Consider the following 12,830-nt stretch of genomic DNA (forward strand, 5'->3'; position numbering starts at 1 on the left):
ATCGGATAAGTCATGTTTTTGAGGCTTGCAAGCAAAATCTCAGGTTGTTTTCAGTGTGGATTTTCTTGCGCCGGCAATTTTTCGAAAGGTACATCCGGCCTGTCGACAGCCGCTTCCAGTATCGTGGCATATTCCGATTTTGGAATGTCGATTGCACCGAATGTCTTGAGATGTTCGGTGGTGAACTGGGTGTCCAGCAGCGTAAACCCCTGCTGCCGCAAACGCTCCACCAGATGCACGAGGCAAATCTTCGAGGCGTTGGTGCGGCGGGAAAACATGCTCTCGCCGAAGAAGGCCGCACCCAGCGAGACGCCGTAGAGCCCGCCGACAAGCTCCTCGCCCTCCCATGCTTCGACGCTATGGGCGTGGCCGATCTGGTGCAACTCGGTATAGAGCCTGCGGATGGTGGCGTTGATCCAGGTGCTCGGCCTGTCCGGCGCTTCCGCCGCGCATCCTGCCATGACAGCTTCGAAGGCGGTGTTGAAGCGAATCTCGAACGGCTTCTTGCGCATCGCCTTGGCGAGGCTTTTGGAAACGTGAAAACCATCGAGCGGGATGACGCCCCGAATTTCCGGCTCGACCCAGAAAAGCTCGGGATCGTCGGCCGAATCGGCCATGGGGAACAGGCCGGCGGAATAGGCGCGCAGCAGAATATCGACCGTTATGCCGTTATTTCTGCTGCGCCGCCCAGCCATATCGTCTTAGTGAGACGCGTCACCGGCCAGATATTTTTCCAGCCAGTGAATATCGTAATCGCCGTTCAGAATATCCTCGTTCTGGAGGAGGTCCTGGAAAAGCGGCAGCGTGGTCTTGATGCCGTCGACGACGAACTCGTCCAGCGCCCGACGCAGGCGGCGGATGCACTCGTCACGGTCGCGGCCGTGGACGATCAGCTTGCCGATCATGCTGTCGTAATAGGGCGGGATCTTGTAGCCCTGATAGGCGCCCGAATCGACGCGCACGCCAAGGCCGCCCGGCGTATGGAAATAGGTCAGCGTGCCAGGCGAGGGGACGAAGGTGCGCGGGTCCTCGGCATTGATTCGGCATTCGATGGCATGGCCATGGAACTCGATATCATCCTGCGTGACCGACAGGCCCTGGCCGGAAGCAACCCGGATCTGTTCCTGCACGAGATCCATGCCGGTAATCGCTTCCGTCACCGGATGCTCCACCTGCAGGCGGGTGTTCATTTCGATGAAATAGAACTCGCCGTTTTCATAGAGGAACTCGATGGTGCCGGCGCCGCGATATTTCAGCTTGCGCATGGCGCTCGCGCAAATCTCGCCGATCTTCATGCGCTGTTCGACGGTCAGAGCCGGCGAATTGGCTTCTTCCAGCACCTTCTGGTGACGGCGCTGCAGCGAGCAATCGCGCTCGCCAAGGTGAACGGCATTGCCTTCACCATCACCGAAAACCTGCACTTCGATATGGCGCGGCTTGCCGAGGTACTTTTCCATGTAGACGGCGTCGTTGCCGAAGGCTGCCGCCGCTTCGGAACGGGCGGTCGCAACCGCTTCTTCCAGATCGGCTTCGGTCTTCGCCACCTTCATGCCGCGACCACCGCCGCCTGCCGTCGCCTTGATGAGGACCGGGAAACCGATCGTCCGGGCGATTTCGAGCGCGTTTTCAGGCTTCACTTCGCCGTCGGAACCCGGAACCACGGGAATCCCGAGTTCCTGCGCCGTCTGCTTGGCGGTGATCTTGTCGCCCATGATGCGGATATGTTCGGCGGTCGGCCCGATGAAGGTGATGCCGTGCGCGTCGAGAATGTCGGCAAACTTGGCGTTTTCCGACAGGAAGCCGTAACCGGGGTGAACGGCGTCCGCACCGGTGATTTCGCAGGCCGCAACGATCTGGTGGATGTTGAGGTAGCTGTCACGCGAGGGTGGCGGGCCGATGCACACGCTTTCGTCGGCAAGACGCACATGCATGGCGTCCGCGTCGGCCGTGGAATGCACGGCCACCGTCGGAATGCCAAGCTCCTTGGCGGCGCGCAGGACGCGGAGCGCGATCTCGCCGCGGTTGGCTATGAGGATCTTCGAAACCATGCTGAACCGCCTTTATTCGATGACCACGAGGGCTTCGCCATACTCCACGGGCTGAGCGTCGTTGACGACGATTTCCACGACCTTGCCGGACTTGGGAGCCGGGATCTGGTTCATGGTCTTCATGGCTTCGACGATGAGGATGGTCTGGCCTTCCTTGACGGTCGCACCCACTTCGATGAAGGGACGTGCGCCCGGGGCAGGCGACAGATAGACCGTGCCGACCATCGGCGAGGATACGGTGTTGGCCGGGTTGCGGGCCGGTGCTGCGGACGCCGCAGGTGCGGCCGGCGCTGCGATTGCCGGTGCGGCAACGGGAGCTGCCACCGGTGCGGGTGCATAAGCAGCAGGCGCCGCGGCATAGACTGTGGCGGGAGCGGGAGCCGCGCGGGAAACGCGGATACGCAGGTCTTCCTGCTCCACTTCGATTTCCGAAAGGTCGGTATCGTTGAGGATATTCGCGAGTTCGCGGATCAGTTCCTTGTCGATACCCTGTTTCTTTTCAGACATGACAAACCCTATTCTTTGTTTCTTTTTATGCCGTGATGTTTTTCAGCGCGTGAAGCGCCATGATATATCCGTATGGTCCGAAACCGCAGACCATGCCCTTTGCCGCGGGTGATACCATCGATTTGTGACGGAACTCTTCGCGGGCGTGGATGTTGGAAATGTGCACTTCCACGACGGGCGTGGAAATCGCACGGATGGCGTCATGCAACGCGATGGATGTGTGGCTGTAGGCGCCGGGATTGATGACGACGCCCGCCGCCCGCTCGCCGGCCTCCTGCAACCAGTCCACCAGCACGCCTTCGTGGTTGGACTGGCGGAATTCCACTGAAAAACCGAGATCGGCACCGGCCGCGAGACAATCATTCTCGATGTCCTTCAGCGTCTTGCCACCATAGATACCCGGTTCCCTTTTTCCCAGCATGTTGAGATTGGGGCCGTTGATGACGATGATGATGTTGCTCATTCACGTTTCCATAAGAAAATCAGCGACACCTATAGACTGCGCAGCCGTCAAGGAAAAGCCCCCGCAAGCCGTAAACAGCCCGCTTGGCCGGCATCTCACAGGGAATGCAGTGGCTTTTTTAGCAATCAGGAGCAGGTGGCTTTTCCGCAGCTGCGCATATTGGCGATTTTTTCCTTCAGCGGGTCGGCGCCCACCGCGCCGAAAACCGCCTCGTCGCCGACGATATAGGATGGTGTGCCGGTGATGCCGAGGCTGTTTGCCAGCTTGTAGGTTTCCTGCACCTGCGCATCATTGGGGTTTTCCGCCATCGATTTGCGGATGTCGGCTTCCTTCAGGCCAAGCGAGGTCGCGACTTCCATGGCGCTGTCCTCATTCGCCCGTCCGCGGCCGCCGAGCAGGGTGCGCTGGAACTCCGGATACTTGGCCGGCGCAAGCAGCTTCACGGCGTTGGAAACGCGATGAGCGGCAACCGATTCCGGCCCGAGGATGGGGAATTCCTTGAGGACAACGCGCACCTTCTTGTCGCCCTTCAGAATATTGTCCATGTCGCCCATGGCGCGTTTGCAATAGCCGCAATTGTAATCGAAGAACTCGACCAGCGTGACATCGCCATCCGGATTGCCGAGCGCCAGATCGAATTTCGATTCGAAAATGGTCTTCTTGTTGTCGGCGACGGCTTCCGCAGCCTTGGCGTTGCGCGCCGCATATTGCTTGCGTTCAAGCGCATCCTGAACCTCAAGCATGATTTCCGGGTTCTCGATCAGATATTGTTTGATGAACTCGCCCATTTCCTTCTTCTGCTGCTCGTCGAGCGCATGGGCGGGCAGGGTGGCGAATACCGTCGAAAGGGCCGTCACGCTGGCGAGAAGGGTGGAACGGAGAAAATGCGCCATATCGGTCCTCATTCTGTGCGGCCGGAGCCTCTTGAAATCTTATGAAGGCAATTACCTTACTTTAAGCCAAATGCCATACGGCAAAAATACTTGTCCGCATTATGATCGCATGATTGTGAAGATTGCGATTCTGCGGCAAGTCTCTGAAATACGGTTCAGGAAAGAGCATGCCCTTGATTACGATGTCGAAGCGGAGCGCAGTCGAACCCTTTCACGCCATGGACATCCTGGCGGAAGCGAACAGGCGCAGGCAGGCGGGCCGCCCCGTCATTTCCATGGCGGTCGGCCAGCCTTCCCATCCCGCGCCAAAGGCCTCGCTGGAAGCGGCTGAGGCCGCGCTGAAACACGGGCGGATCGGCTACACCGACGCGCTGGGCCTGCGTGAATTGCGTGAGGCGATCGCCGGCCATTACCGGCTGCGTCACCAGGTGGCTATCGATCCGGCCCGCATCGCCGTGACCACGGGGTCTTCGGCCGCTTTTAATCTCGCCTTCCTCAGCCTTTTCGATGCGGGTGACCATGTCGCCATCGCAAGGCCCGGCTACCCCGCCTATCGCAATATCCTGAAGGCGCTCGGCCTCAATGTCGTCGAAGTGCCGGTGACGGCCGAAACCGGCTACACGCTGACGCCGGCAAGTCTGGAGCGGGCGGAAACGAAAGCCGGCTGCAAGCTGAAGGGCGTGCTTCTGGCAAGCCCGGCCAATCCGACCGGCACCGTTACCGGCCGCGAGGCGCTGAAGCGGCTCGCCAGCTATTGCGAAAGCCGCGACATGGCCTTCATTTCCGACGAGATCTATCACGGCCTCACCTTTGTCGGCGAAGAGACGAGCGCGCTTGAAATCACCGACAATGCCGTGATCATCAATTCCTTCTCCAAATATTATTGCATGACCGGCTGGCGCATCGGCTGGATGGTGCTGCCGGAGAATCTGGTCCGTCCGGTCGAGTGTCTGGCCCAGAGCCTTTATATTTCCGCGCCGGAACTGTCGCAGCTTGCGGCAAGTGCCGCCTTTTCGGCGGCGGAAGAGCTTGATGTCTATAGGGAGAGTTATCGCACCAACCGCGATTTCCTGATGGCGCGCCTGCCGGAAATCGGCCTGCCGCTGGCATCCCCCATGGATGGTGCTTTTTACGCCTATGTCGATACAAGCCGCTTTTCCAATGACAGCATGGACTTCGCCAGGCGCATGCTGGCGGAAATCGACGTGGCGGCGACACCGGGGATGGATTTCGATCCCGAAGAGGGCCACAGGGCGCTGCGCATTTCCTATGCGGGTTCAGTGTCTGACATTGCCGAGGCGGTGGGACGTATTGCCGGCTGGCTGAAATAGCCTCTAGCGCCCGCCTTTTTGGGAGATCAGGCGGGCGTGCAGCCGAAGGTGCTGACGAAGGCCTTTTCGCCTTTTGCCGTGAAGGTCAGCACGCGACCGTTTCCGCGCCGCAGCCAGTCGCGCTGCTGCATCGCCTCGAGCAGCGATGCGCCAAGCCCGCCGCCGAGGTGATGGCGGCGTTCGCTCCAGTCCAGACAATGCAGGCACACCGGCCGGCGCGCCTTTTCGAGCGGCGAAAGATCGATGCCGAAGCGCGAAAAGAAATCGCGCCCGTCATCCGTCAGCACCGGGTCGTCACCTGAAGTCACCAATCCCCTGGCGGTAATGGCGGAAAGCAGCGCAACGCCGCTTTCCCCTGCCAGGTGATCGTAGCAGATGCGCGCTTCACGCAACGCCTTGTCCTTCGGCCCGGTACGCACGCGGACCGCGCCTGTGCGTTGTGCAAGCCCCATCAAGGCTTCCAGAACCTGCGCCACATCTTCGTCGGAGAGACGAAAATAGCGATGCCGCCCCTGTTTTTCCGCCTTCAGCAATTGTGCCTCCGAGAGCTTGGAAAGGTGCCCGCTGGCGGTCTGAAGCGTCACGCCAGCCGCTTCCGCAAGCTCGCTTGCGGTCAGCGCACGTCCGTCCATCAGCGCCGTCAAGATGTTGGCGCGGGCAGGGTCGCCGATCAGGGCGGCGACATTGGCGATCAAGGGTCCGTCTTTCATGCTTCGATGATAACCGAAGCATTGCCGCAAGGCAATGTGTAGAAAGGAGAGACGGAACACGAGGAGACAAACGATGCTGACCTGTTTCATCCGCTACGAGATCGATCCTTTCAAGGTCGATGCCTTCGAACGATATGCTCGCACATGGGGTGAGGCGATACCGCGCTGCGGCGCCGATCTCATCGGTTATTACGCGCCGAAGGAGGGATCGAGCACGATTGCTTATGGTGTCTACAACATCGAAAATCTCGCCGCTTACGAAGCCTACAGGGCGCGGCTCGCTGCCGATCCCGCCGGGCGCGAAAACTATGAATTCGCCCGGCGCGAGCAATTCATCCGCCGCGAAGACCGGCTGTTCCTGCGCCTCGCCTCAGCTCCGCACGCCGGAGGCGGGCAATGATCGCCGTCATCTTCGAGGTCTGGCCGTCTGAGGGCGAGAAACAGCACTATCTCGATATCGCCGCCCGCCTGCGGGCCGAACTTGAAACCATCGATGGCTTCCTCTCCGTCGAGCGGTTCCAGAGCATCAGCAATCCGGGCAAGATGCTGTCCTTGTCCTTCTTCCGGGATGAGGAGGCGGTGAGGGCATGGCGAAACACCATCTCGCATCGCGCCGCGCAGTCGCTCGGCCGATCCGGTGTTTTCTCCGATTACCGGCTGCGTATTGCGCATGTGATCCGCGATTATGGCCTGGAGGTGAGGGAAGAGGCCCCGGCCGACAGCCGGAGAGCCCATCCGGCAGAAGGGGGCGTATCGCGCTGACATGTCCAGTATCAGTTTTTCTGCATGCCGCTGCAAGCCTTTCTGGTTCGAACTCGCCTTTGAAACCCGCTATAGATGAGGCAGTTTGTGGATGAAGGAACGCCACGCGGCGGACCGCCTGTTGGACATGGAGAAAAGCGATGTCGGTAGAGAAAGTGGCGATTGTAACGGCAGGTGGCAGCGGCATGGGGGCTGCCGTGGCCAAGCATCTGGCCGCTGACGGCTACAAGCTCGCGATCCTGTCCTCTTCCGGCAAGGGAGAGGCGCTGGCCAAGGAACTGGGTGGCATCGGCGTCACCGGCTCCAACCAGTCCAATGACGATCTGCAGCGGCTGACCGATCTCACGCTCGAAAGATTCGGCCGCATCGACGTGCTGGTGAACAGCGCCGGCCATGGCCCGCGCGCCTCCATTCTCGACATTACCGACGATCAATGGCACACCGGCCTCGATGTCTATCTGATGAACGTCATCCGCCCGACACGCATCGTCGCCCCTGTCATGGTGCGGCAGAAGGCGGGCGCGATTGTCAACATCTCCACAGCCTGGGCTTTCGAGCCGAGCAGCATGTTCCCGACATCCGCCGTGTTCCGTGCCGGCCTTGCCTCCTACACCAAGATTTTTGCCGATACCTATGCGGCCGACAATGTGCGCATGAACAATGTCCTGCCCGGCTGGATCGACAGCCTGCCGGCGACGGAGGAACGCCGCGAGAGCGTGCCGATGCAGCGTTACGGCAAGAGCGAGGAAATCGCCGCCACCGTGGCATTCCTGGCGTCTGAAGGGGCAGGGTATATTACCGGTCAGAATATCCGCGTTGATGGCGGCCTGACGCGGTCTGTTTGACGGGTTGGCCTTTCCCTCTCATCCTTGTTCCGGGGAACGGGAATGAGGAAATGTCTGCGGCTTAAAAAACGCCCGTTCTTTGCGCCGATAAAAGAAAACGCCCGCAACATCGTTGCGGGCGTCTTTTATCCAGGATGTGGCTTCTCTCAGAAGAAGCCTTTGCGCTGCCACCAGCCGCCCTTGCGGGGCTTGGGCTCGTCGCCATCGGCGGGGGTGGAGGAACCGGAAGAAGTTACAACCGGCTCCGAGCTCGAGACATTGCTGCCCCGGTTCGCGCGAACTTTTTCTTCCGTGGCCGGTGCTTCCGCTTCCGAAGCAAGATCGGCCGAAGCCTCACCGGCTTCTTCAATCGCGACGTCAACGACGGTTTCTTCGACGATCACCGGCTCAACCGTTTCAACGGCTTCGGCCTTCGGTGCTTCCTCGGTCTCAGTCTTGGCCTTTGCCTTGCGGGTGCGGCGTGGCTTCTTCGGCACTTCCTCTTCCGTAACCTTGGCAACGGCACCTTCCACCACTTCGGCGGCGGTCGGCTCTTCGCCTACGGATACTTCCACGGAAACCTCTTCGCTTTCGCCTTCATCCCCGGTTTCGGAATCGGCGGCGTCAAGCGCCTCGTCTTCCGCACGGTTGCGGCGGCCGCCACGCTTGCCGCGGCGGCGGCGTTTGCGCTTGCCTTCCTCGTCGGAGGTCGCTGCTTCCGCCGTGCCGTTTTCAGCTTCTACGCCAGCCTCATCGGTTTCGACGCCATCGTCGTCACCGTCGGCATCATCGCCTTCCGCATCGGCGGACTGGCCATCGAGCGCACCGTTCTGGTCGCCCTGGCCACCCTTGCCGCGACGGCGGCGGCGACGCTTGCGCTTGCGCTTGCCATCCTCACCATTTTCGCCCTGCGGCTGCTGGCGGGGTTGAGCGCTCTCGGCCTTGACGATTTCTTCCTCGTCTTCGTCCTCTTCCACCTCGGCGACGAAATCGTCTTCCTCTTCCACGAAGCTCGGCAGCATCTGGATGAGGCTTTCGATCTTCACCGGATTTTCGACGGCTTCACCGCGATCGATGGCGAAATGTTGCGCACCGACACCGGCATCGGCGGCGATGATGATCGACACGCCGAAGCGGCCTTCATAGTCGACAATCGTGCCGCGCTTGTGGTTGAGCAGGTAAAGCGCCGTTTCCGGAGTGCAGCGCACCGTGATGTTGTGGGTGGTGTTGCGCAGCAGATATTCCTCGACGCCGCGCAGCACATGCAGCGCGATGGAGGATTCCGAGCGAACATGGCCCGTGCCGCCGCAATGCTGGCAGACCTGCGTGGTCGATTCCAGCACCGAAGCGCGGATGCGCTGGCGCGACATTTCCAGAAGACCGAAATGCGAGATGCGGCCGACCTGGATGCGGGCGCGGTCGTTTTTCAGGCAATCCTTGAGCTTCTTCTCGACGGAGCGGTTGTTGCGCTTTTCTTCCATGTCGATGAAGTCGATGACGACAAGACCTGCAAGGTCGCGCAGGCGCAGCTGGCGCGCCACTTCTTCCGCCGCCTCGAGGTTGGTCGTCAGCGCGGTTTCCTCGATGGAATGCTCGCGGGTCGAACGGCCGGAGTTGACGTCGATCGAAACCAGCGCTTCCGTCTGGTTGATGATGAGGTAACCGCCGGACTTCAACGTTACCTGCGGCTGCAGCATGCGGTCGAGCTGGGCTTCGATGCCGGAGCGCGAGAAGATCGGGTGAATGTCGCGGTAAGGCTGAACCACCTTGGCGTGGCTCGGCATCAGCATCTTCATGAAGTCTTTCGCTTCACGATAGCCTTCTTCGCCCGACACGATGATCTCGCCGATATCCTTGTTATAGAGATCGCGAATCGAACGCTTGATCAGCGAGCCTTCCTCGTAAACGAGGCAGGGGGCCGTGGAATTCAGCGTCAGCGTGCGGACGTTTTCCCACAGGCGCATCAGATATTCGAAGTCGCGCTTGATTTCGACGCGGGTGCGGTTGGCGCCTGCGGTGCGCAGAATGACGCCCATGCCCTGCGGAACCTCCAGATCGCGCGCGATTTCCTTCAGGCGCTTGCGGTCGGTCGGCTGGGTGATCTTGCGGGAAATGCCACCGCCACGCGCCGTATTCGGCATCAGCACGGAATAACGGCCGGCCAGCGACAGATAGGTGGTGAGTGCGGCACCCTTGTTGCCACGTTCTTCCTTGGCCACCTGCACCAGAAGGATCTGGCGGCGCTTGATGACTTCCTGAATGCGATACTGCTTGCGCGGCTTGCGGGCGACGCGATCGGGAACTTCCTCCATCGCGTCTTCAGCGCCGACGGATTCGATGACTTCCTTTTCGTGATGATCGTCATCATCGTCGTCGTCATCATCGTCGTTGCCGCGACGAAGGCCTTCGACTTCTTCGGAAATCGTGTCTGTATCGACCATGGCGGCCATTTCGCCGCCGGTGCTGCCATCGTCTTCGGAAGACGCTTCGGATGCCTCGGCTGCGATTTCTTCAGCTGTCTTCTTCTTGGCGCGGGGGCGGCGAACGCGCTTCTTCGGCTTTTCTTCCTCGGCCGGTGCTTCTTCCGCGACAACCTCGACAGCCGTTTCCTCAGAAACCGCTTCCGCGACGGGCGCTGCTTCTTCCGTGGCGAGGACTTCAGTGGTTTCGCTTGCGGCAACAATGCCGACATCCGGCTGATCCACCTGCGAAAGGTCGATCATCGGTGCTGCGGGTTCGGGTGCGTCAGCGGATTCGAAATCGTCGCTGCGGCGATGATCCTCGGCTTCCGCCTTCAGCAGGGCCTGACGGTCGGCGAGCGGAATCTGGTAATAATCCGGATGGATTTCCGCAAAAGCGAGAAAGCCGTGGCGATTTCCACCGTAATCGACGAAGGCCGCCTGAAGGGAGGGCTCAACGCGCGTGACCTTGGCAAGGTAGATATTGCCGCGGATCTGTTTCTTGTGCTCCGATTCAAAATCGAATTCTTCGATCCGGTTCCCACGGACAACGACTACGCGTGTCTCCTCTTCGTGGGAGGCGTCGATAAGCATTTTGTCTGCCATGTAAGCTGTGCTCCTCGGCGCAGCCTTGTTTTATACGAGAACAGGCCCGCCACACGGACGAGCCTTTCATATGAGTGCAAGGATGTGCCGGAAATGAAGTCTCCTGCCGGGCGTCTGTAAACTGGCAGCATCCGGACCGACGGCGAGGCGCTTGGCCTGCTCCTGGTATCCGGTTCATGTGAAAACTGCTGCGACATCATTGGCCAGGCGGAACGACAATAATATATAGACCCCTTGGGATCCGATGAATTTGCTCTCCTCAGAGCGGCGGTGGCAGCGCCACCGGGTAGGTCTCCGGCCACGGCCGGAATTGATCGAGTTTCAGGATAAATGTAACGACGGCAGATGATTGCCCGATTTGCAGCGCCAGCGTCTTTTTCGATTGGCAGCCGGCGGGCATCTATCCCGTCAACACTTTTAACCCTCATCCGTGTTGTATGTTTTCTCTGTCATAATAGCAATAGGCTGGCTAAATATGCCATATTATTGGTGGAATTTCCGGGTTAACAATTGGTTCACCAAGGCCTGCGATTGTGGGGCGCAAAAGGCGCAAACTATCGTACGGCGTGGTCGAAACGGCACTGTTGCCGGCGTTTTTCCGCGCCATTTATCGAAAATGACTGAAATACGGAATTTCTTGAAGACCATGAATTTCACGCGCAACGCAGCGATTTCAGGTGGGAGAGGGCGGCTTGGCGTGCGAATCGCGCGGCTTGCGGCGGCTCTGGCATTTTCCGTCGCCGCCTCTGTTCCCGTCACGCCCGCGGCCCATGCCGTGGAGCCGCTCGTCGTTCATCAGGCGCGGATTATCGGCGATGAGGCGCGCACCCGCATCGTTCTCGATTTCGCCGAAGAGCCGGAATTCGACGTCCATTATCTCGATTCGCCCGCCCGCATCGTCGTGGATTTTCCGGCGGTGAATTTCAGCTTTCCCGCATCCGACCTCAAACCAACGGGTCTTTTTTCGGATATCCGCTTCGGCAGCATGGGGCAGAACAGCGCCCGCATCGTGCTGACGGCAAAGAAGCCGGTTCAGGTGGCGGTTGCCGAAACGAAAAAGGCCGAGGGCGGGCAGTCTTTCCATTTCGTGCTCGATACGGAAATCACCACCAAGGGCAAGTTCGCGGAACTGGTGAAGGATCAGCAATGGCAGGCGCCGGCTCCGGTGACAACAGCCGCGATCACCCCGGATGACAAGACATCGAGAGCGGCGGAATTCGTCATCGCGGTTGACGCCGGCCATGGCGGCATCGATGCCGGCGCTACCGGCGGCACCACGGGCACCGAAGAAAAGGTCATCACTTTGACCTTTGCGAAGGAGCTTGCTGATCGTTTGAACCGTGAACCGGGCATCAAGGCGTTTCTCACGCGCGATTCCGATACTTTCCTTGCCTTGTCCGAACGGGTGACGATTGCCCGCCAGAACAATGCCAACCTCTTTATATCCCTGCACGCCGACACTCTGAAACAAAAGGGCATCCGCGGCGCGACCGTTTATACATTGTCGGACCGGGCATCGGACCGGCAGGCGCAGGAACTGGCGGAACGCGAAAACAAGTCCGACCAGATCGCGGGTGTTGCGGCCTCCAGCGAGCCGCCGGAAGTCGCCGATATTCTTCTGGATTTCACCCGTCGTGAAACCCAGGCCTTTTCGGTGACGCTGGCGGAAAACATCGTCTCCTCCTTCGAGGGGCAGGTGGGGCTCATCAACAATCCGCATCGTTACGCCGGTTTCATGGTGCTGCGCGCCCATGACGTCCCCTCGGTGCTGCTGGAACTCGGTTTCCTCTCCAATGCGGAAGACGAAAAGCTGCTTCTCGATGGGGAGTGGCGCAAGAAGGTTGCCGATACGCTGGCAACCGCCGTCGGGCGATACCGCGCCAAGGCCGTGGCGAATGGCGGCTGAGAGAGCGGCCGGCGGAGCGGCGAGGCTGTTGCCCCACTGCCATTGACTGCTGAAAAGCTGTTCAATTCTTGGGCCTTGCGGACGATTACGGAGACGAAGCCCTATTTTACTCACATTCGCCGCGTTACTCGGAAAGCGGATTCGGTGGCGATCCGCAAAGCGTCCGCAGCGCGATTGCGGGCCGGCGGCCCGGTAACATATCAGCGAATGCTGCCGTATCCGGCTTGTCATCGAAGGTATGGTGTGCAAAACGGCACGCGATATGCAAGGATGCGCCCGTAAATCGTCGGGCGTTGATGGTTACGATTCGAATTATCGGTA

12 protein-coding genes are annotated in these 12,830 nt (G+C 60.0%); 5 read left to right on the forward strand and 7 right to left on the reverse strand.

What is annotated here, in order from left to right; all coding sequences use genetic code 11:
* Positions 1-50: 50 nt before the first annotated feature.
* The 5 genes from aat to ACIQUH_RS02375 form a co-directional block, all read right to left on the reverse strand.
* Positions 51-695 carry a leucyl/phenylalanyl-tRNA--protein transferase gene (gene aat / locus ACIQUH_RS02355; RefSeq protein ID WP_400812272.1) on the reverse strand — a complete coding sequence of 215 codons (645 nt, stop codon included), beginning with the start codon at positions 693-695 and terminating at the stop codon, positions 51-53.
* A 6-nt stretch (positions 696-701) separates the two neighbouring features.
* Positions 702-2,048: an acetyl-CoA carboxylase biotin carboxylase subunit gene (gene accC, locus ACIQUH_RS02360; protein WP_003521459.1), complete on the reverse strand. Its 1,347-nt coding sequence runs from the start codon at positions 2,046-2,048 to the stop codon at positions 702-704.
* A gap of 12 nt (positions 2,049-2,060) precedes the next feature.
* Positions 2,061-2,555: an acetyl-CoA carboxylase biotin carboxyl carrier protein gene (gene accB / locus ACIQUH_RS02365; RefSeq protein WP_400812274.1), complete on the reverse strand. Its 495-nt coding sequence runs from the start codon at positions 2,553-2,555 to the stop codon at positions 2,061-2,063.
* A 25-nt stretch (positions 2,556-2,580) separates the two neighbouring features.
* On the reverse strand, positions 2,581-3,018 hold the full coding sequence (aroQ, locus tag ACIQUH_RS02370; protein ID WP_400812276.1) for a type II 3-dehydroquinate dehydratase: 438 nt from the start codon (positions 3,016-3,018) through the stop codon (positions 2,581-2,583).
* Positions 3,019-3,143: 125 nt separating this feature from the next.
* Entirely contained in the window at positions 3,144-3,911 is a 768-nt protein-coding gene (locus tag ACIQUH_RS02375) for a DsbA family protein (RefSeq protein WP_400812278.1), read from the reverse strand.
* Between the two features lie 173 nt (positions 3,912-4,084).
* Between ACIQUH_RS02375 and ACIQUH_RS02380 the strand changes: the two genes are divergently transcribed.
* A complete protein-coding gene (locus tag ACIQUH_RS02380) occupies positions 4,085-5,242 on the forward strand; it encodes a pyridoxal phosphate-dependent aminotransferase (protein ID WP_400812500.1) in 1,158 nt (385 codons plus the stop codon).
* A gap of 26 nt (positions 5,243-5,268) precedes the next feature.
* Here the strand turns inward: ACIQUH_RS02380 and ACIQUH_RS02385 are convergent, their stop codons facing one another.
* On the reverse strand, positions 5,269-5,952 hold the full coding sequence (locus ACIQUH_RS02385) for an ArsR/SmtB family transcription factor (RefSeq protein ID WP_400812279.1): 684 nt from the start codon (positions 5,950-5,952) through the stop codon (positions 5,269-5,271).
* Positions 5,953-6,025: 73 nt separating this feature from the next.
* Here ACIQUH_RS02385 and ACIQUH_RS02390 point away from each other — a divergent pair, with 73 nt between their 5' ends.
* The 3 genes from ACIQUH_RS02390 (at position 6,026) to ACIQUH_RS02400 (ending at position 7,559) form a co-directional block, all read left to right on the forward strand.
* A complete protein-coding gene (locus ACIQUH_RS02390; protein WP_003521451.1) occupies positions 6,026-6,352 on the forward strand; it encodes an NIPSNAP family protein in 327 nt (108 codons plus the stop codon).
* On the forward strand, positions 6,349-6,714 hold the full coding sequence (locus ACIQUH_RS02395; RefSeq protein WP_400812281.1) for an antibiotic biosynthesis monooxygenase family protein: 366 nt from the start codon (positions 6,349-6,351) through the stop codon (positions 6,712-6,714). The genes ACIQUH_RS02390 and ACIQUH_RS02395 overlap by 4 nt, the downstream gene beginning before the upstream one ends.
* 140 nt (positions 6,715-6,854) lie before the next feature.
* Positions 6,855-7,559 (forward strand): SDR family oxidoreductase, encoded by a 705-nt coding sequence (locus tag ACIQUH_RS02400; RefSeq protein WP_400812283.1) that lies wholly within the window; start codon positions 6,855-6,857, stop codon positions 7,557-7,559.
* Positions 7,560-7,705: 146 nt separating this feature from the next.
* Here the strand turns inward: ACIQUH_RS02400 and ACIQUH_RS02405 are convergent, their stop codons facing one another.
* Complete coding sequence (locus tag ACIQUH_RS02405; protein WP_400812285.1) at positions 7,706-10,603, reverse strand: Rne/Rng family ribonuclease; 2,898 nt, start codon at positions 10,601-10,603, stop codon at positions 7,706-7,708.
* A gap of 646 nt (positions 10,604-11,249) precedes the next feature.
* On the opposite strand from ACIQUH_RS02405, the gene ACIQUH_RS02410 reads away from it, so the two are divergent.
* On the forward strand, positions 11,250-12,509 hold the full coding sequence (locus ACIQUH_RS02410) for an N-acetylmuramoyl-L-alanine amidase (RefSeq protein ID WP_400812502.1): 1,260 nt from the start codon (positions 11,250-11,252) through the stop codon (positions 12,507-12,509).
* Positions 12,510-12,830: the final 321 nt, after the last annotated feature.

The organism is Agrobacterium sp. NPDC090283 (assembly GCF_044769685.1).
Classification (GTDB): Bacteria; Pseudomonadota; Alphaproteobacteria; order Rhizobiales; family Rhizobiaceae; genus Agrobacterium.